Origin of the sequence: Mesonia sp. K4-1, from assembly GCF_008017825.1 — a bacterium.
In the GTDB taxonomy this organism is placed as follows: domain Bacteria; phylum Bacteroidota; class Bacteroidia; order Flavobacteriales; family Flavobacteriaceae; genus Mesonia.
Genome location: NZ_VRLS01000057.1, coordinates 172943 through 191265 on the forward strand (window position 1 = coordinate 172943; position 18323 = coordinate 191265).

Annotated in this window: 21 protein-coding genes; 12 read left to right on the plus strand and 9 right to left on the minus strand. The window is 34.0% G+C overall.

Annotated features, from left to right (window positions below):
* Positions 1-53: 53 nt before the first annotated feature.
* Positions 54-605, minus strand: coding sequence for a fasciclin domain-containing protein (locus tag FT986_RS10920; protein ID WP_147865079.1), 552 nt, complete (start codon positions 603-605; stop codon positions 54-56).
* A gap of 404 nt (positions 606-1009) precedes the next feature.
* Here FT986_RS10920 and lysA point away from each other — a divergent pair, with 404 nt between their 5' ends.
* Positions 1010-2218: a diaminopimelate decarboxylase gene (gene lysA, locus FT986_RS10925; RefSeq protein WP_147865080.1), complete on the plus strand. Its 1209-nt coding sequence runs from the start codon at positions 1010-1012 to the stop codon at positions 2216-2218.
* A 73-nt stretch (positions 2219-2291) separates the two neighbouring features.
* Positions 2292-2519, plus strand: a complete 228-nt coding sequence (locus tag FT986_RS10930) for a putative signal transducing protein (protein WP_147865081.1) — start codon at positions 2292-2294, stop codon at positions 2517-2519.
* A 45-nt stretch (positions 2520-2564) separates the two neighbouring features.
* Here FT986_RS10930 and FT986_RS10935 read toward each other — a convergent pair whose 3' ends face one another.
* Entirely contained in the window at positions 2565-3392 is an 828-nt protein-coding gene (locus tag FT986_RS10935; protein WP_147865082.1) for a M48 family metallopeptidase, read from the minus strand.
* Between the two features lie 130 nt (positions 3393-3522).
* Between FT986_RS10935 and msrB (FT986_RS10940) the strand changes: the two genes are divergently transcribed.
* The 4 genes from msrB (FT986_RS10940) to lpdA all read left to right on the plus strand — a co-directional run bounded on the left by msrB (FT986_RS10940) (position 3523) and on the right by lpdA (position 6466).
* Positions 3523-4005 carry a peptide-methionine (R)-S-oxide reductase MsrB gene (gene msrB, locus FT986_RS10940; protein ID WP_147865083.1) on the plus strand — a complete coding sequence of 161 codons (483 nt, stop codon included), beginning with the start codon at positions 3523-3525 and terminating at the stop codon, positions 4003-4005.
* A 5-nt stretch (positions 4006-4010) separates the two neighbouring features.
* The gene (gene msrB, locus FT986_RS10945) at positions 4011-4418 is read left to right on the plus strand and encodes a peptide-methionine (R)-S-oxide reductase MsrB (RefSeq protein ID WP_147865084.1); all 408 of its coding nucleotides are present in this window, start codon (positions 4011-4013) and stop codon (positions 4416-4418) included.
* Entirely contained in the window at positions 4415-4954 is a 540-nt protein-coding gene (locus FT986_RS10950) for a collagen-like protein (protein WP_147865085.1), read from the plus strand. The genes msrB (FT986_RS10945) and FT986_RS10950 overlap by 4 nt, the downstream gene beginning before the upstream one ends.
* Positions 4955-5074: 120 nt before the next feature.
* Positions 5075-6466: a dihydrolipoyl dehydrogenase gene (gene lpdA / locus FT986_RS10955; protein WP_147865086.1), complete on the plus strand. Its 1392-nt coding sequence runs from the start codon at positions 5075-5077 to the stop codon at positions 6464-6466.
* Between the two features lie 188 nt (positions 6467-6654).
* Here the strand turns inward: lpdA and FT986_RS10960 are convergent, their stop codons facing one another.
* The 5 genes from FT986_RS10960 to FT986_RS10980 all read right to left on the minus strand — a co-directional run bounded on the left by FT986_RS10960 (position 6655) and on the right by FT986_RS10980 (position 9707).
* A complete protein-coding gene (locus FT986_RS10960; protein ID WP_147865087.1) occupies positions 6655-7206 on the minus strand; it encodes a hypothetical protein in 552 nt (183 codons plus the stop codon).
* Between the two features lie 134 nt (positions 7207-7340).
* A complete protein-coding gene (locus FT986_RS10965; protein WP_147865088.1) occupies positions 7341-8072 on the minus strand; it encodes a diphthine--ammonia ligase in 732 nt (243 codons plus the stop codon).
* Positions 8059-8484: a type II 3-dehydroquinate dehydratase gene (aroQ, locus tag FT986_RS10970; protein WP_147865089.1), complete on the minus strand. Its 426-nt coding sequence runs from the start codon at positions 8482-8484 to the stop codon at positions 8059-8061. Before aroQ ends, FT986_RS10965 begins: the two co-directional genes overlap by 14 nt.
* 9 nt (positions 8485-8493) lie before the next feature.
* Complete coding sequence (locus FT986_RS10975) at positions 8494-8976, minus strand: outer membrane beta-barrel protein (protein WP_147865090.1); 483 nt, start codon at positions 8974-8976, stop codon at positions 8494-8496.
* A gap of 113 nt (positions 8977-9089) precedes the next feature.
* Positions 9090-9707, minus strand: a complete 618-nt coding sequence (locus tag FT986_RS10980; RefSeq protein WP_147865091.1) for a porin family protein — start codon at positions 9705-9707, stop codon at positions 9090-9092.
* A gap of 367 nt (positions 9708-10074) precedes the next feature.
* Here FT986_RS10980 and FT986_RS10985 point away from each other — a divergent pair, with 367 nt between their 5' ends.
* Positions 10075-10668, plus strand: a complete 594-nt coding sequence (locus FT986_RS10985; RefSeq protein WP_147865092.1) for an outer membrane beta-barrel protein — start codon at positions 10075-10077, stop codon at positions 10666-10668.
* A gap of 72 nt (positions 10669-10740) precedes the next feature.
* Here FT986_RS10985 and FT986_RS10990 read toward each other — a convergent pair whose 3' ends face one another.
* The gene (locus tag FT986_RS10990) at positions 10741-11382 is read right to left on the minus strand and encodes a porin family protein (protein ID WP_147865093.1); all 642 of its coding nucleotides are present in this window, start codon (positions 11380-11382) and stop codon (positions 10741-10743) included.
* A 114-nt stretch (positions 11383-11496) separates the two neighbouring features.
* Between FT986_RS10990 and xerD the strand changes: the two genes are divergently transcribed.
* A complete protein-coding gene (xerD, locus tag FT986_RS10995) occupies positions 11497-12402 on the plus strand; it encodes a site-specific tyrosine recombinase XerD (protein ID WP_147865094.1) in 906 nt (301 codons plus the stop codon).
* A 67-nt stretch (positions 12403-12469) separates the two neighbouring features.
* Positions 12470-13423, plus strand: coding sequence for an aldo/keto reductase (locus FT986_RS11000; protein WP_147865095.1), 954 nt, complete (start codon positions 12470-12472; stop codon positions 13421-13423).
* A 148-nt stretch (positions 13424-13571) separates the two neighbouring features.
* Here FT986_RS11000 and FT986_RS11005 read toward each other — a convergent pair whose 3' ends face one another.
* Positions 13572-15029, minus strand: a complete 1458-nt coding sequence (locus FT986_RS11005) for an aminoacyl-histidine dipeptidase (RefSeq protein WP_147865096.1) — start codon at positions 15027-15029, stop codon at positions 13572-13574.
* An 88-nt stretch (positions 15030-15117) separates the two neighbouring features.
* Here FT986_RS11005 and FT986_RS11010 point away from each other — a divergent pair, with 88 nt between their 5' ends.
* From FT986_RS11010 to FT986_RS11020, 3 genes are read left to right on the plus strand one after another with little or no spacing between them, the layout of a single operon-like run.
* Positions 15118-16185 carry a DUF3810 domain-containing protein gene (locus FT986_RS11010; protein ID WP_147865097.1) on the plus strand — a complete coding sequence of 356 codons (1068 nt, stop codon included), beginning with the start codon at positions 15118-15120 and terminating at the stop codon, positions 16183-16185.
* A 45-nt stretch (positions 16186-16230) separates the two neighbouring features.
* Positions 16231-17031 (plus strand): RNA methyltransferase, encoded by an 801-nt coding sequence (locus FT986_RS11015; protein WP_147865098.1) that lies wholly within the window; start codon positions 16231-16233, stop codon positions 17029-17031.
* 50 nt (positions 17032-17081) lie between these two features.
* Positions 17082-18314 carry a M48 family metallopeptidase gene (locus tag FT986_RS11020; protein WP_147865099.1) on the plus strand — a complete coding sequence of 411 codons (1233 nt, stop codon included), beginning with the start codon at positions 17082-17084 and terminating at the stop codon, positions 18312-18314.
* Positions 18315-18323: the final 9 nt, after the last annotated feature.

The window sequence follows — 18323 nt, forward strand, 5'->3', positions numbered from 1 at the left end:
AAAAGGCTATTTCTTTCGAAATAGCCTTTTTTTGTTACTTTAATTTTAAGTAATTAAGGTAATAATACCGTATCAATTACGTGAATTACTCCATTTGATTGCATTACATTAGCAATAGTTACCATAGCAGTATTTCCTGCATTATCTGTGATTTTTACAGACTTCCCTTCCATCCAAGCAGTTAGAGTTTCTCCATTTACCGTTTTAATGGTGGACTTTCCTCCATCTTTTTTGATCTTTTTCATAAGATCTTTAGCAGTCCACTTTCCACCAACTACATGGTACGTAAGTACTGCCTGTAACTGGGCTTTGTTTTCCTCTTTCAATAAATTATCTACAGTTCCTTTTGGTAATTTGTCGAAAGCAGCATTTGTAGGCGCAAAAACCGTAAACGGGCCTTTACCTTGTAAGGTCTCTACTAAATCTGCAGCTTTTACTGCAGCGACCAATGTGGTATGCTCTTTAGAGTTTCCTGCATTCTCTACAATGTTCTTTGTGGGATACATTTCTGCCCCTCCTACCATTTTTGTTTGTGCTACAGAATTGAATCCAGTAAGTAACGTAATAGTTAATGCTAGTACCGATAATCTTTTTACATTTTTCATAATAAATTTTTTAATTGATTTGATTTCTAACATAAACGTTGAATACTTCCTTTGGGATTTTTTGGGAGATCAATTTGGGAATACTTTAACAAAACAGATAAATCTTTAAAAAACTAAAAAAAATGGAGTAACTATTTTATATATGTATTAAATTGCAGCCCTTATGAAAGTTAATATTCTTAGCATCTTTTACTTAGCGTTTTCTATGATGCTATTAAAAATCAATTATTCAATAATTCCAGTTATTCTATTAGCTGTTTTATTTGTTTATACTTATTCTATTAAGTCTTCATCTCTATTGAATAAAAAGATTGTCAAACCTATAGTTGTAAAAGAGTAATTTACTTTTTTACAACTCAACCACCCATATAAAAAATTTTCAACCTCAAACCTTCATCTAACCCATGAAAAATTCAGATTTAATAAAAATTACAGAAGATTACAGTAGCCCTATTTATGTTTATGATAGTGCTAAAATTGTTTCTCAATACAAGCGACTGACCTCCGCTTTTAAACAAGTAAAAAATCTAAGAATTAATTATGCTGTTAAAGCATTATCTAACATTAACATCTTAAAGCTTTTGCATAATTGCGGAAGTGGTTTAGACACGGTTTCTATACAAGAAATAAAATTAGGTCTAGCTGCAGGAGTTCCCGCTAAAGACATTATCTACACGCCAAATGGGGTTTCGATGATAGAAATTGAAGAAGCCGTAAAACTTGGTGTTCAAATAAATATTGACAACCTTTCTATTCTAGAAAAATTTGGAACCCTGCACCCAACCATTCCAGTGTGTATACGTATTAATCCCCACGTAATGGCGGGAGGAAACACCAATATTTCAGTGGGACATATAGACTCAAAATTTGGTATTTCTATTCATCAAATGCCTCATTTACTACGCATCGTAGAAAACACAAATATGAATGTGAATGGTATTCATATGCATACGGGGAGTGATATTTTAGATATTGAAGTCTTTTTATATGCATCTCAAATTTTATTTGATGCTGCAAAAAATTTCAATGCCTTGGAATTTATTGATTTTGGAAGCGGATTTAAAGTTGCCTACCATGAAAGTGATATAGAAACAAATATAGAAGAATTAGGAAAAAAGCTTTCTAAAAAGTTTAATGATTTCTGTAAAGATTACGGACGAGAACTTACCTTGGTTTTTGAACCCGGAAAGTTTTTGGTAAGTGAATCTGGTTACTTTTTAGTGAAAGTTAATTCCGTAAAGCAAACAACTTCTACTGTTTTCGCTCACGTAGATTCTGGGTTTAATCATTTTATAAGACCTATGTTTTATAATTCTACTCATGAAATTATTAATATTTCTCATCCAAAAAAGCACAAACGTTTCTATTCTGTAGTGGGTTATATTTGTGAAACCGATACTTTTGGAAGCAATAAAAGAATTAGTGAAATTACTGAAGGCGATATTCTGGCATTTAAAAATGCTGGTGCTTATTGTTATTCTATGGCTAGTAATTACAATTCTAGATTTCGTCCTGCCGAAATTCTTTGGCACAATAATCAAGCACATCTAATTAGAGAGCGAGAAACTATGGACGATATTTTAAAAAATCAAGTGGAGGTTTCATTGAGTTAATTTTTTCTGAAATTATAATTGACCTTTTCTTTTCTTAAGTCTTTTTCAACTATCTTTAAGAAAAAGATAAATTATGAGCAATACAGAGTATACAAATGTTTACACAGGTACTGAAGTTAATATTCAATACCTACAAAGCGTATTAGATAAAGCAGGTATTTCTTCTATCGTTAAAAACAATCATGAATCTGGTGTTCGTGGTGGTTTTTATGGCGGAGATGCTATGCAAGTTCAATTATTAGTACATACTTCTCATAAAGAAGAAGCTGAAAAAATTGTAAAAGCTACTTTCCCAAACTAAAAAAAGCCCGATTAAATCGGGCTTTTTACTTTATAGATTTCTTTTTTATTTGAATGAAGTCACTCCAAATTTTCGAGCTTCAGCTTTAGCACTTGCAGCCCACTGTGTTAAATTATTAATACGGGTATCATTAGAAGGGTGTGTACTTAAAAATTCTGGAGGCGCTCCTCCTCCACTATTTGCTTTCATTCTTCTCCAAAGCTCTGCAGCTTCATCAGGATCGTATCCAGCAATAGCCATAATATTAAGTCCTATTTTATCTGCTTCTGTTTCATGACTTCTACTAAAAGGAAGCATAACTCCAACTTGAGATCCTACTCCATATGCCATATTAAAATAACCTGCGGTTTCTTCATCTACTCCTGCAGCTTGAGTTCCTACTGCCGTTGCTACCGCTCCTACTTGCTGAATTTGACTAGCACTCATACGTTGTTGTCCATGATTAGCAAGCGCGTGAGCAACCTCATGCCCCATAACAACAGCTAAGCCTGTTTCACTTTGTGTAATCGGTAGAATTCCTGTATAGACTACAATCTTACCTCCTGGCATACACCAAGCATTTACTTGATCATCTTTTACCAAGTTATATTCCCAACGATAATCTTCTAAATAGCCTTGATATCCATTAGCGTTTAACCAGCGTTCCGAAGCCGTTGCAATTTTCTGCCCCACACTTTTTACCATATTAGCTTCAGCTGTTCCTGTTACCACATTATTATCTGATAAAAATGCATCGTACTCTTGAAAAGCCATCGGCAATATCTGAGAGTTAGGTACAAGTGCTAATGTTTTTTTTCCGGTAAACGGGTTTTGAGCACACGAGAACAACATTAAAAATGATGCTGTATACAATATTATATTCTTTCTTCTCATAACGGTTAGTGTATTATTTACAAGTATTAAAATTACAAAAGCAATACTTAGTTTTAAAAAGTTTATCATCGCTTTAACAATTGAAATAGTGAAATATGGCAAGGTCTTTGTAATTTTATCATAAAAAATTATGAAAAAGCTTTGTTTCCTTATAATATCTGCCGCACTCTTAGTGAGTTGTAATTCTAACGCTCAAAAAAAATCTAAAGAAGAACAGTTTCCTGTTCAAAAAACAGAAGCTGAATGGAAAAAAGAGCTTTCTGCAGAAGAATTTTATGTTTTAAGAGAAGCGGGTACCGAAAGACCTTTTTCTAGTCCATTGAATAACATCAAAGAATCGGGTACATTTATTTGTGCGGCTTGCAGTCATCCTTTGTATGAAACTAAAAATAAATTTAAAAGCGGAACAGGATGGCCTAGTTTTGACCAACCTATAGAAAATGGCGTATTTTTCTCTACAGATAACAAATTAGGTTATACTCGTAATGAAGTTCTTTGCGCTAATTGTGGCGGACATTTAGGACACGTTTTTGATGACGGACCTAAGGAAACTACAGGAAAAAGATATTGTATGAATGGAGATGCGATGGATTTTATTCCTACTAAAAATTAAATAAAATGAAAAAATATACCATTGAAAAATCTGATGAAGAGTGGAAAAATCAACTCACTGAAGAGCAATATAGAATATTAAGGAAAAAAGGAACCGAAGCACCCCACACAGGTAAATATAACTTACATTTTGATGATGGCGCTTACGAGTGTGCTGCGTGTAACGCTAAACTATTTGAAAGTGAAGCTAAATTTAAAAGCAATTGTGGCTGGCCCAGTTTTGATCAAGCTATAGAAGGCAGTATTGAGTTTATAAAGGATACCACATTTGGTATGATTCGTACTGAAATTTTATGCGCCAATTGCGGCGGACATATAGGTCACGTTTTTGATGATGGCCCAACAGAAACTGGCGAACGCTTTTGCGTGAATTCAGCAAGTATAGATTTTACTAACGAAAACAATAAAAGATGAAAAAATTATTATTAGGAATAGTGATTGCCGCTGGGCTAATGGCTTGCGAAGGCGATAGAGGACCACAAGGACCTCCAGGGCAAGATGGTTTAACTATAATAGGACAAACATATGAATATGAAAATGTAAATTTTACATACGAACCTGCAGCCAACTTATACTCTAGACTTTTAGAAGTACCTTCAGAAATTGAAGTATTAGAGTCTGATGCTATTTTAGTTTATCGATTAGAAGTAGTTTCAGGCGATAACGGTCCTATAGAAACTTGGAGCCTTATCCCTCAAAACTTTTTCTTACCTCAAGGAACAATGCAATATGTATATAACCATACTGCAGCAGACGTAGAACTTTTAATAGATGGTAATTTCGATTTGAGTACTTTAGATGCGGGATTTACAACCAATCAAGTATTTAGATTTGTAGTAGTTCCTTCAGACTTTGCTAAAGATCCAAAAATTAATATTGAAACTTACGATGAACTTGAAAAAGCAGTACTTCAGCAAGATTTTCAATTAAAAGAATTTGCAGTTCAGTAAAACTATATTAAATTTTAAAGGAATATAAAAGAGTGAGCGCTTAAATTTAAGCGTTCACTTTTAGTTATGGGGATATTTGTTTAAATTCGCAATTCAAAATTCAGCATAAAAAATAAAGATATGAGTAAATATGATGTTATTGTTTTAGGAAGTGGTCCTGGTGGTTACGTTACTGCTATTCGTGCCTCTCAATTAGGTTTAAAAACTGCCGTAGTTGAAAAAGAAAGCTTAGGTGGGGTTTGTCTTAACTGGGGATGTATTCCTACTAAAGCACTTCTAAAAAGTGCCGAAGTATTTAATTACTTAAAACATGCTGAAGATTACGGTCTTACTGTAAAAGAAGCCGATAAAGATTTTGAAGCCGTTGTTAACAGAAGCCGTGGTGTAGCTAACGGAATGAGCAAAGGGGTTCAATTCTTAATGAAGAAGAATAAAATTGATGTTATCAATGGTTTCGGAAAAGTAAAAGCTGGTAAAAAAGTAGAAGTTAAAGATGAAGAAGGTAATACTAAAGATTACCAAGCAGACCATATCGTTATTGCTACTGGAGCTCGCTCAAGAGAATTGCCTAATTTACCACAAGATGGTGAAAAAGTAATAGGTTATCGTGAAGCAATGAGCTTAAAGAAACAACCTAAGAAAATGATCGTAGTAGGTTCTGGAGCTATTGGAGTTGAGTTTGCTCACTTCTATAATGCTATGGGAACCGAAGTTACTATCGTAGAATATTTACCAAACTTAGTTCCATTAGAAGATACAGATGTTTCTAAAGAATTTGAAAAATCTTTCAAAAAAGCAGGAATTAAAGTAATGACCAATGCCTCTGTAGAAAGTGTAGATACTTCTGGAGATACGGTAAAGGCAAAAGTAAAAACAAAAAAAGGCGAAGAAACCATCGAAGCAGATGTAGTTCTTTCTGCTGTGGGAATTAAGACCAATATAGAAAATATTGGTTTAGAAGATCTAGGTATCAAAACCGATAAAGATAAAATTATTGTAAACGAGTGGTACCAAACCAACGTGCCAGGTTATTATGCTATTGGTGATGTTACTCCAGGTGCAGCTTTAGCTCACGTCGCTTCCGCGGAAGGAATATTATGTGTAGAGAAAATTAAAGGAATGCACGTAGAAGCTTTAGATTACGGTAACATTCCAGGATGTACTTATGCTTCTCCTGAAATTGCTAGTGTAGGAATGACTGAAAAGCAAGCTAAAGAAGCAGGTTACGAATTAAAAATCGGGAAATTCCCTTTCTCTGCCTCTGGTAAAGCAAGTGCTTCTGGTAAAAAAGAAGGTTTTGTAAAAGTAATTTACGATGCAAAATACGGAGAATGGTTAGGATGCCACATGATTGGTGCTGGTGTTACCGATATGATTGCTGAAGCCGTTCTAGGTAGAAAGTTAGAAACTACAGGACACGAAGTATTAAAAGCTGTTCACCCTCACCCAACGATGAGTGAAGCAGTGATGGAAGCTACAGCAGCAGCTTACGATGAAGTAATCCACTTATAAAATTATAAGATTAAACTATCAAGAAAGCCTCGTGAAATTCACGAGGCTTTTTTATTGCTATTAGTATCCTAGATAATTCTAGTAGTATTAAACTCTTACTATTTTTGAAATGAGTCTTTCTTTAAAATAATTATATAAAAAAAGCCCCACAACAACTGCAGAGCTTTTATATATCGATTAATTATTTACTAAAGAGAAGGATCTAATTTAGCATCAAATTCCATCTCCATATTTAAATTTAAATCGGTAGCATCTTCTGTACTCTCAAACTGTACAACTAACTTTAAGCTTTCAGATTTCGCATAATCATCAATAAAAACATCATCGAGAGTATTTAAATCTAAAGTAGTAGCCCCTGATGGAATTTCATCTAAAAAAGCAACTTCTTTATAATCTAAATCATCTGTTCTAATTCCCAAAGTTACAGAATTCACAAAATCAAAATTCTCTTGATCTTCTGCGTTCAAGAAAACAATGTCCATATCATCTAATTCAACTTCTTTGACTTGATCTAGAGCCTCATCAGTCCCTAATTCATCTTCAATGAGTTGACGCAAGTCCAAATCTGTTTCTACAGGAATTTCAAAAACATTAATAGGTAGATAATCCACACTCACCTCTGCACTTGCAGGAACATCACTAATGGTTCTCAAACGATCAACCACATCGTCATCGTCACTGCATGAGGTTAAAAAAATAGTCATTAAAAATACAGGTAATAAAGAAAAAATCTTTTTCATAATAATTGTTTTTTTGTTTGATACAAAGAACAAAAAATCATTAAAAAAAATATCTCAAAAGGTCGTTAACATTAGCTTTCTAAACCTCAAAATTCCCTTAAAAAAGTTAAAAATGAATTCTTTATTGTGAAACTTTACCCTTGTAAGTCTTGATACCAAAATTGATTGTCCCAATAAGTCTGACCTTTAAAACAATCATCTTCCTCATTCTTGTTAGACGGTTTATAACTGCGCATAATTTTTTCTCCTTTCTCAAACCTTACAGGTTGCTTAAATAAAGGTCCATCATAGACAAAGGTATGAAATTCACCATTTTCACCACAAGGATCTACTCCCTCTGGTAAGTCTTGTAAAAAGTCATGGGTAAATTCTCTTCCACAGAAAGAAGCATCTAACTCTTTAGCACTTGTACAAACTACAATTGCTTTATAGCCTAAATTTATAAACTCTTGAGCTAATGTTGTCGTGTCTTTTTTCCACAAGGGAAATATAGCGTTTAAACCGATTTTGCGGAGTTCTTTTTCCCTATAATTCTTTAGATCTTCTAGAAAAATATCTCCAAAAACTGCTTCCGTAAAGCCTTCATCTATCAATTGGCGAGTATGTTTTTGCATTGTTTCATTATAGGTTTGCAAAGAAACATTTCCGCTTAAAGCGATTTGATGTAGAGGAAGTTGAAGAGATACAGCTTGGGCTTCTAATAATTCTATAGCAACTCCATGCATAGAAACCCGTTTAAAATCTTTATTTACTGTAGTTACTAATTTTTGAATATCGTAATTGCCATCTTGAAGAATATGATGCCACGCCATAAGGGCGTCTTTACCAGAACTCCAATTTAAATAGGCTTTTTTATTTTTGCTCATATAAACAACTTTGTAAAGCTAATTCATAGCTTTGAAGACCAAATCCAGATATTATGCCTTTCGCAAAAGGTGCTATATAAGAATGCTTTCTATAAGCTTCCCGTGCATGAACATTAGAAATATGCACTTCTATTACTGGAATTTGAATGGCTTTAACTGCATCGGCTATAGCTATAGAGGTATGGGTATAAGCTGCCGCATTAAGAATTACTGCATCTACTTTTTTTGAAGCTATATGTAAAGCGTCTATAAGCTCTCCTTCATGATTGCTTTGCTTATAATTGAGCTCTACACTTTTAAACTTATCTTTTAATTGCGTAAAATATTGATCGAAGGAAACATCTCCATAAACAGAGGGTTCTCTTTCTCCCAATAAATTAAGGTTAGGACCGTTAAGGATTAAAATTTTCATGTGTTTGTGTTATAAACCAATTCCTAATCCTACCATAAAGGTATTAAAATTGGTACTTCCTACTCCTGCTACATCTTCATTCACTAGCTTAAATGCGTAACGAGCTTCTATAAACACATTATGAAAAAGATCAAAACCTGCACCGACAGCTAAATCTAAACCTACTTGATTTTTAAAGTCTCCTAAGTCTTCTAAAATCACTGTTCCTTGAGGTCCTAATTGTATATTTAAATCGGTGTTTGCTACATAGTACTTAAACATCAAGGGTACGTATAAAAAGTTGGTGTCTTCTGCATTTCCGTAAAGTAAACTTGGTTGAAAATGAAAACTTTCTGAGATGTCTAAGTCTGAATAAATTCCTGCATAAAACCCTGAAGCTCCTTCATTTGCTCCGTCGGTTTTTACATTAAGATATCCTCCTGTAATTCCTACTTGTGCATTGGCAAATTGTGTAGTGATAGCGAATGCTACTAAAAGTAAAATTTTTTTCATGATTGTCTTTTTTGTGAAGCTAAAATACTGATTTAATCCCTAAAGCTAAATGTATCCTATAAAAAAAAGCGAAAACAAAAGTTTTCGCTTTTCATATTCTTAAAGAATAAAATTTAGAATTTATATCCAACTGAAACTTGAATTACACTGTTTTTCTCATCGAAATCATCACTCGTATCATCAATATCAGCTAATCCATAATAATATCTTGCTCCAAACATTACCCCCATATCTAGGGTATAGCTTACACCAACATTTAAACCATAGTCAATGGATTTATAAGCATCTTTAATATCTTCATCCTCACTTTCACTTTCTCCTCCACCGCTAGCTTCATACTCATAATTTGCAGACATTAAAAAACCAATTTGAGGACCTGCTTCTATCGCTAAGCCTTCAGTAACATAATATTTAAATATCAATGGAACGTTTATATAATCAAGTTTTATTTTTTCTTCAACGGAAACTGTTTCTCCAAAAAATGTTGCAGACTCTTCATATTTGTATCCTTGCATGGAGTAAAGAAGTTCTGGTTGGAAAGCAAATTTTTCTGAAAACATGAATTCTGCAAAACCACCAATATGGAGTCCTATTTTTGAATCTGCGTCTTCAACATCTCCTGCTCCATTGGAAATATTTACACCTGCTTTGACACCAAATCTCATATCTTGAGCTTGTGTACCGATAATTCCGAAAACTGCAATTGCAGCAGTAAGTAATAATTTTTTCATTGTAAGTTAGTTTGGTTATACGCTATCAAATATATAATATTTTTAACAATTTATAAAAATACTCTTAAAAAATCACCTTTAATTTACATTTAACACAATAAGATTAATATAAATTCAATTTTACATTAACTAACGGTTAAGTTGATTTCAACAGGTTTTAAAATTTTATAAAAATTGTGTCTTAACTAGAATTTTCACATTTTACAAGTACTTCTGTTACTTCTACTGGATATGAAGTCTATTTTGCAAAACATATCTATTCTTTTTCTGATAAAATCATATCTAACGTTATTCCATATGCTGTTTAAACATCTTTTTTAGACTAAAAAAAGAAGTACTTTTGCTTAAAACACTTAAAATAAAAAGCATGAAAAAATTAATTTTATCTCTAGCTGCTCTTGCTAGTTTTACTTTTGCAAGCGCTCAAGAACAAGAAGTAGAAACCTATGGTTTTAATGAAGGAGATATGTTTGCTTCTGGATCATTTGGTATAGGATCAACAAAATTTCCAGACGATTCTAAAGAAAACACTTTCAATATTTCTCCTCGTTTTGGTTATTTTTTAAACGATTTTATAGCTGTTGGTGCCCAAGCAGGTTATAGCAAACAGAAAGAAGAAAATGCAAATGGTGATGACGTGGTAGATAACTCTACTTTTACTATTGGTGCTTTTGGTAGATATTACTTAATGCCTGCTCAAAAATTTTCTTTCTTTGGAGAACTTGGTTTAGGTTACGGAACTACCGAAGATATTAATGACAACAAAGTGAACGGGGTGAATATCGAGGTAGCTCCTGGTTTAAGCTATTTTGTATCTAAACATTTTGCTTTAGAAGCTACATTTGGAATTTTAGGATATAATAGTGTAAAACCTGATAATGACGGAGCTGAATCTACAGATTCTTTTCAGTTTGGTTTAAATATGGATGATATTAATTTAGGTCTTATTTATAAGTTCTAATTATTTTAAAATCATCAACAAAAAAAAGGAAGGCAAAATGCCTTCCTTTTTTCATATCTTCTTCTATGAGATTTAAAACATAAACCCTACTCCTGCTTGTATTACAGAGTTATGTACACTTGGGTCTCCAAATACGTCAGATTCTTTTAATAATTTAGATACACCATAGATATATCTTCCTTGCACGAAGAATCCGTTATCAAATTTATATTCTAATCCACCTACTACGCTAAATTCAATATCTTCAGCTTCTGGTAATGCTGTATCTTCAATATTGATGTCTCCTGCATCTGAGTTCGGTTGGTAATCAACTTCTTCATTGATTTTAAAACCAATTTGCGGTCCAGCCAATACACTTAAACCTTCAACTACATAATACTTAGCCATAATAGGCACTTGAATATAATCTAATTGATATTCGATATTATCGTCATTATCTAAAAAGTTATCTTGGCCTGAGTTATTTATATCAAATCCCTGACCAGAATACATTACTTCACCTTGCATAGAAAAGCGTTCAGAATAAGGAACCTCAGCTACAAAACCAGCATGAAAACTTGTTCTAGACTCTGTGTCACCAATATCATCTCCAGTTAGATTAGAGAAGTTTACCCCTCCTTTAACACCTAATTGTACCAAATCTGAATCGGCTTGAGCATTTGCGGCGAAAATTGATGTAGCTGCGATAGCTACGGTTAGCACTAATTTTTTCATAATATTTGTTTTTTTGTTTACTGCAAATCTATAGGTTGCTTCCTTAAAGCTTTCCCAAGTAAAGATTAAAGTTGTACTAAAGGAAATTTTAAGAAATATCCTTACTTTTAGCCTATGAAATGGAGCCAAGCCCTTAAGGATTACCAGAGTTACCTAAAAATAGAACGGGGTTTATCTGCTAATTCAATTCAAAATTATTCTTATGACATTGTTAAACTCATCAAACATTTAGAAGAGCATAACATAGAAATTTCTCCCATTCGGGTAACCGAAGAAGATATTCAGGGGTTTATTTATCATTTAGCAAAGAAAATGAATGCACGTTCTCAAGCTAGAATCATATCAGGTTTAAAAAGTTTTTTTAATTATTTAATTTTTGAAGATTACCGAGAAACAAATCCGCTTGAGCTTATAGAATCTCCAAGAATAGGAAGAAAATTACCCGATACGCTTACTACAAAAGAAATCGATTTACTTATCAATGTTATCGATCTAAGTCACCCGCAAGGGGAAAGAAATAGAGCAATCATTGAAACCTTATACAGTTGTGGCTTGCGAGTTTCTGAACTTACCGAACTTAAAATTTCTGATCTTTTCTTTGAGGAAGACTTTATTAAGGTGACAGGAAAAGGAAATAAACAACGTTTTGTACCTATAAGCGAACTCACAAAGAAATACATTAACACGTATAAAGATCATATTCGCATACACCTTAATCCGCTTAAAGATGATGTAGACATTCTCTTTCTTAATCGAAGGGGAAAAAAACTAACTCGAGCCATGATTTTTACCATTGTAAAAACACTCACTAAGCAAGCAAACATTCAAAAGAAAATAAGTCCGCATACCTTTAGACATTCTTTTGCAACCCACTTATTAGAAAACGGAGCCGATTTACGGAGCATTCAACAAATGCTAGGTCATGAAAGCATAACCACCACAGAGATCTACATGCATGTAGATCGCAGTCATTTAAAAGAGGTTTTAGATAATTTTCACCCTAGAAGCCATAACTATTAAAGTAATGCTAAAAGCCTAGCATAATTTTCTAAGCTCTCAATCCCTTCCTATCTTTAAACAAAAAACAATGAAAACACTTACATTTAGAGATGGCGATACGATGCCTGCGATAGGATTAGGAACTTGGAAATCTGCACCAGAAGACGTTACCAATGCAGTAAAACACGCTTTAAACAATGGCTACAAACATATAGATTGTGCGGCTACTTACGGGAATGAAGATGCGGTTGGTAAAGCTTTCGCGGAAGTTTTTAGTGAAGGGAAAGTAAAAAGAGAAGATGTATTCATCACTTCTAAATTATGGAACAACGCCCACCGAAAAGAAGATGTTATTCCTGCTTTAAAAAAGACATTAGAAGATTTACAATTAGACTACCTAGACTTATACTTAATGCACTGGCCGGTAGCTTTTAAATCTGGTTTAGAAGGGTTTCCTGAAAATGATGAAGACTATCTTTCTTTAGAAGAAGTTCCTTTAGCAGAAACTTATAATGCTATGTTGGAAGCTAAAAAACAAGGTTTGGTTAAGCACGTAGGAGTATCTAATTTTAGTGCTAAAAAACTTGAAGACTTATCTAAAGAAGTAGATGAAGCACCAGAAATGAATCAAGTAGAACTTCATCCTTATTTACAACAAAACGATTTAATAGAGTATTGCTCCAAAAATAAGATTCTAATGACGGGTTACTCTCCTTTGGGAAGTGGTGACCGTAGTGACGCTATGAAAGCCGATAATGAGCCTTCTCTTTTAGAAAACGACACTATTAATAAAATTGCTAAAAGACATGGCGCCACTCCAGGGCAAGTCTTAATAAAATGGGCAGAATCTCGTGGTACGGCTGTGATTCCAAAATCTACCAATGAGGGAAGAATTGTAGAAAATATTCAGAGTACGGGAGTGAATTTAAATGAAGATGATTTTAAAGAGATAGCAGACTTAGATCGTCATTTTAGATATGTAACTGGAGAGTTTTTTGTTACTAAAGGAAATTCTTACGAAGATATATACGATGAAAAATAGAAGTTAGAGTCCAGATGCTTCAAGAAATTAAAACGTCCTGAACTTGTTTTGGGATTTCACTCTAGGGTTCTAGAATCTATTTCAAAAAAAAACCTATACAAAGACTTCAAACATCTTTGTATAGGTTTTTATATTTTTAATACCTTAATTACTTTTTAGGGATTTCCTTTAAAGCTGCTAAAGTAAATTTCCAAAATTTCTGCATAGAAGAAATGCTAGCTCTTTCATCTGGAGAGTGCGCTCCACGAATAGTAGGGCCAAAAGAAACCATATCCATTTTTGGATAATGACTTCCCAAAATACCACATTCTAAACCAGCGTGGCAAGCGGCTACGTGAGCCTCTTCTCCATTTTGTTCTTTATATAAATTCTCCATAACTTTTAAGATACCAGAATCTGGATTAGGAGCCCAACCTGGATAATCTCCGCTTAGATTTACATCAAAACCACCTAACTCAAACGTAGATTTTAAGGTATTGGCTAAATCCCATTTCCCAGATTCTACCGATGATCTAGTAAGACACATTACCTCTATTTGTCCGTTTCCTACTTCTACTCTAGCAATATTGTTAGAAGTTTCTACCAAACCTTCAATAGCCGGACTCATTCTAAAAACTCCGTTATGGGCAGCATAGATGCTTCTTAAAAGTTCACTTTGATCTTTTTCTAGCATCACTTTTGCTGGCATTTCTGCTTCATTAACTTCTACCGTTAAATTAGCTTCTAGGGTTGCGTATTCCTCTTGTATGGCTTTACTTAATACTTTTATTGAAGAATTAAACGCTTCCACATCTTTTTCTGCTACCACCACTACAGCATTACTCTCACGAGGAATTGCGTTTCTTAAACCTCCTCCGTTAATTTCAGCTACTTGCATTCCTACGTTTGCAGCTTCAAATAACACACGGTTCATAATTTTATTAGCATTTCCTAAACCTTTGATGATATCCATCCCAGAGTGTCCTCCGTTAAGGCCTTTTACCGTAATTTTAAATGCTTTACTGTTTACACCAGGTTTATCACTTGCGTAAGATCTTGTTGCAGTAATATCTATTCCTCCTGCACAACCAATTCCAATCTCATCATCTTCTTCGGTATCTAAGTTTAATAAGATTTCTCCGCTAAGGATACTATCATCTAAATTCTTAGCCCCTGTCATTCCCGTTTCTTCATCGATGGTAAATAAACCTTCAATGGAAGGATGCTCTATATCATTACTCTCTAAAATTGCCATAATGGTAGCCACTCCTAAACCATTATCTGCCCCAAGAGTGGTTCCTTTTGCTCGCACCCAATCGCCATCAACATGCATCACGATACCTTGAGTATCAAAATTAAAATCGGTATCATTATTTTTTTGATGAACCATATCTAAATGGGACTGTAAAACTACGGTCTTACGATCTTCCATTCCTGCAGTCGCTGGTTTTTTAATAATGACATTACCTGCTTTATCTTCTAAGGTTTCTAAGCCTAAATTTTTACCAAATTCTTTCATAAAAGCAATGACTCTTTCTTCTTTTTTAGAAGGTCTTGGCACTGCATTCAAATCGGCAAATTTATTCCAAACCGCTTTGGGTTCTAAGTTTCTTATCTCTTGATTCATATCGTAATTTTTAAAGTCTTACAAAGGTATTGGTTTCTCTTGCAACTATAAAATTTGCTTGCCTAGATTTAGTTTGTATTTTTAGCAAGTGAAAAAGAAATTAAACATTACCTTAAGCATCTTACTTCCTGTACAAATTGTACTTATTGAGCTTTTAAAAACCAACCCGGTTTGGATAGAGCATTTTTACAGTAAAGGCTTGTATCCTTATATCTCACAAAGCTTAAGAGTCTTGTTAGGATGGATCCCTTTTTCTATAGGGGATTTTTTATATGCGTTGCTTATTTTGGGATTGATCCGATGGATGTACATTCGTATAAAAACCAAATTTAAAGCGCCAAAGCAATGGATTTTTTCCGCTTTAGCGACCTTATCGATTATTTACGGATGCTTTAATTTATTTTGGGGATATAATTATTACCGATTACCCCTACATATTTCTTTAGAGATTAAAACCGATTATTCTCCCGAGGAATTAGTCACATATACCACTTACCTTATTGAAGAGAGTAACCGATTACACAAGGAGATTACTCAAAATGATACTCTACAAGTCAAATTTCCTTTTACAAAATTAGAAGTAGATGAAATGGCTATTAAAGGTTACGAAAATATATCTCATGAATTTCCAGAGTTAACCTATACTCAAAGAAGTTTAAAACCCTCCTTGTTTAGTATTCCTCTCACGTATATGGGCTTTAATGGTTATTTGAACCCGCTTACCAATGAGGCGCAATACAATAGACAAATTCCATTATTTAAATTGCCGAGCACCACTAGTCATGAGATCGGACATCAATTGGGTTACGCTAAAGAAAATGAAGCCAATTATATGGCTTGTTTAACGACGATGAACCATCCCGATATTTATATGCGTTATGCCGGTTACACCTTTGCTTTGCAATATTCTTTAGGCGAAGTGCTAAAAACCCAACCCTGTGTAGGGCAAAATTTAGTAGGCACTATCAACACAGGGATTTTAAAAGATTACCGAGAAGTGCGATTATTTTGGGAAGACCATAACAATCCTTTAGAACCGTTTTTTAAACTTTTTTATGGAAACTACCTTAAGGCTAACAACCAGCCACAGGGAATTAAAAGTTACAGTTACGTCGTAGCTTTACTGGTGAACCAGCATCAAAAAAACTTAAAGTAAGTTCCTCTATAATTTCATGTAAATTTGTCATTCTAAAAAGACTCTATGCACCTCCAAATTAGCAGTACTCAAAATAAAACCGTTAAGCGACTTATACAATTACAAGAGAAATCTAGAAATAGAAAAAAAGAAGGCGTTTTTGTGATTGAAGGATTTCGAGAACTACAACTCGCTCTTAAAGGTAATTACCAGCTTCAAGGTCTGTATTACTGCGAAGACCTGATGCCTTTCGACAATCTTAAAGACTTGTCTATTCCTGCTCATGATATTTATCAACTGAGTTTAGAAGTGTATAAGAAAATCGCTTATCGCGGAAGTACCGAAGGTGTCATTGCTCTTGCTACGCCTAAAAATCATTCTTTAGCAGAGTTAAAATTTCAACAGAAGAATCCCTTATTATTAATCGCTGAAGCTCCAGAGAAACCTGGAAATATCGGTGCCATTCTGCGTACGGCAGATGCTGCTCGAGTAGATGCCGTTTGTATCGCCAACCCAAAAACCGATTTATACAATCCTAATATTATCCGCTCTAGCGTAGGTTGCGTTTTCACCAATCAAATTGCCACAGGTAGCACCCAAGAAATCATCGATTTCTTAGCACAAAACAACATTCATTTTTATGCGGCAACTTTACAAAATGCAAATGTTTACACTCAAGAAGATTTCACTCAACCTACGGCGATCGTAGTAGGAACCGAAGCCGATGGATTAAGCGAACAATGGCGAACTAAAGCTACTAAAAACATTTACATACCTATGCAAGGTGAAATAGACTCTATGAATGTTTCGGTAGCTGCAGGAATTTTAATTTTTGAAGCTAAAAGACAACGCGGGTTTCATTCGTAAACAAATCTATTTACTTACTTTTCCAACCTTATTTATTACTCATCAATTTCATGACTCCACAACTCCTTTTTTATATCCTTATCGGAATTATAATCGCTAACTTTATTTTCGATCAGTTTTTAGATGCTTTAAATGCTAAACATTTTAATGACAGTTTACCTGAAGAATTAAGCGATGTTTACGATGACAAAGAGTATGAACGTTCGCAAGCCTATAAAAAAACACGCTATCGTTTTGGGATTCTTACCAGTACATTTTCATTGATACTTACCCTAGCTTTTTTCTTTTTAGAAGGCTTTGCTTATGTAGATGATATAGCTAGAAGTATAAGCGACAACTCCATTGTAATTGCACTCATTTTCTTCGGAATTATTTTATTAGCGAGTGATATTTTAACCACTCCTTTCTCTTATTACAGCACCTTTGTAATTGAAGAGAAATTTGGTTTCAACAAAACCACGAAAGCTACTTTCTTTTTGGACAAGCTTAAAGGTTGGTTGATGGGAGCTTTGCTTGGCGGAGGGATTCTCGCACTCATCATCTGGTTTTATCAACTCACCGGAAATGATTTTTGGATCTACGCCTGGATCATCGTCACCATCTTTTCTATTTTTATGAATATGTTTTACAGCAAACTCATTGTTCCTCTATTTAATAAACAAACGCCTTTAGAAGATGGAAGTCTAAGACAAAAGATTGAAGCTTACGCTAGAAACGTAGGTTTTCAAATCGATAAAATATTTATTATCGATGGCTCTAAACGCAGTACCAAAGCTAACGCCTACTTTTCTGGGTTTGGAAAAGAGAAAAGAATTACACTCTACGACACTTTAGTTAACGATTTAGAAGAAGAAGAAATCGTGGCGGTCTTGGCCCATGAAGTTGGTCACTATAAAAGAAAACACATCATTTATAATCTTAGTTTAAGTATTCTTACTACAGGTTTAACCTTTTGGATTTTATCATTATTTGTCAGCAATCCTATCTTTTCTCAAGCCTTAAGTGTGGAAGAGACCAGTTTCCATATTGGGTTAATCGTGTTTGGCATATTATATACGCCAATTTCAGAAATTACAGGCTTATTAATGAACCTCCTCAGTAGAAAATTTGAATATCAAGCCGATGATTTTGCTAAGGAAACTTATGCGGCTGCGCCTTTAATTAGCAGTTTAAAAAAACTTTCTAGCAACAGCCTCAACAATTTAACTCCGCATCCCAGCTATGTGTTTTTTCATTATTCACACCCTAGTTTAGGTCAGCGTATTTTTAATTTAAAAAAATAAAGATATTTA

What these genes read in the sequence shown, in the direction of transcription:
- lpdA (WP_147865086.1), top strand. Translation starts at nt 5,075, where the DNA reads ATGAGTAAATATGATGTTATTGTTTTAGGAAGTGGTCCTGGTGGTTAC.
- msrB (WP_147865084.1), top strand. Translation starts at nt 4,011, where the DNA reads ATGAAAAAATATACCATTGAAAAATCTGATGAAGAGTGGAAAAATCAA.
- FT986_RS10965 (WP_147865088.1), bottom strand. Translation starts at nt 8,072, where the DNA reads ATGAGCAAAAATAAAAAAGCCTATTTAAATTGGAGTTCTGGTAAAGAC.
- FT986_RS10920 (WP_147865079.1), bottom strand. Translation starts at nt 605, where the DNA reads ATGAAAAATGTAAAAAGATTATCGGTACTAGCATTAACTATTACGTTA.
- FT986_RS11000 (WP_147865095.1), top strand. Translation starts at nt 12,470, where the DNA reads ATGAAAACACTTACATTTAGAGATGGCGATACGATGCCTGCGATAGGA.
- FT986_RS11005 (WP_147865096.1), bottom strand. Translation starts at nt 15,029, where the DNA reads ATGAATCAAGAGATAAGAAACTTAGAACCCAAAGCGGTTTGGAATAAA.
- FT986_RS10980 (WP_147865091.1), bottom strand. Translation starts at nt 9,707, where the DNA reads ATGAAAAAATTATTACTTACTGCTGCAATTGCAGTTTTCGGAATTATC.
- msrB (WP_147865083.1), top strand. Translation starts at nt 3,523, where the DNA reads ATGAAAAAGCTTTGTTTCCTTATAATATCTGCCGCACTCTTAGTGAGT.
- aroQ (WP_147865089.1), bottom strand. Translation starts at nt 8,484, where the DNA reads ATGAAAATTTTAATCCTTAACGGTCCTAACCTTAATTTATTGGGAGAA.
- FT986_RS10960 (WP_147865087.1), bottom strand. Translation starts at nt 7,206, where the DNA reads ATGAAAAAGATTTTTTCTTTATTACCTGTATTTTTAATGACTATTTTT.
- FT986_RS10990 (WP_147865093.1), bottom strand. Translation starts at nt 11,382, where the DNA reads ATGAAAAAATTAGTGCTAACCGTAGCTATCGCAGCTACATCAATTTTC.
- FT986_RS10985 (WP_147865092.1), top strand. Translation starts at nt 10,075, where the DNA reads ATGAAAAAATTAATTTTATCTCTAGCTGCTCTTGCTAGTTTTACTTTT.
- FT986_RS10930 (WP_147865081.1), top strand. Translation starts at nt 2,292, where the DNA reads ATGAGCAATACAGAGTATACAAATGTTTACACAGGTACTGAAGTTAAT.
- lysA (WP_147865080.1), top strand. Translation starts at nt 1,010, where the DNA reads ATGAAAAATTCAGATTTAATAAAAATTACAGAAGATTACAGTAGCCCT.
- FT986_RS10935 (WP_147865082.1), bottom strand. Translation starts at nt 3,392, where the DNA reads ATGAGAAGAAAGAATATAATATTGTATACAGCATCATTTTTAATGTTG.
- FT986_RS10975 (WP_147865090.1), bottom strand. Translation starts at nt 8,976, where the DNA reads ATGAAAAAAATTTTACTTTTAGTAGCATTCGCTATCACTACACAATTT.
- FT986_RS11020 (WP_147865099.1), top strand. Translation starts at nt 17,082, where the DNA reads ATGACTCCACAACTCCTTTTTTATATCCTTATCGGAATTATAATCGCT.
- xerD (WP_147865094.1), top strand. Translation starts at nt 11,497, where the DNA reads ATGAAATGGAGCCAAGCCCTTAAGGATTACCAGAGTTACCTAAAAATA.
- FT986_RS10950 (WP_147865085.1), top strand. Translation starts at nt 4,415, where the DNA reads ATGAAAAAATTATTATTAGGAATAGTGATTGCCGCTGGGCTAATGGCT.
- FT986_RS11015 (WP_147865098.1), top strand. Translation starts at nt 16,231, where the DNA reads ATGCACCTCCAAATTAGCAGTACTCAAAATAAAACCGTTAAGCGACTT.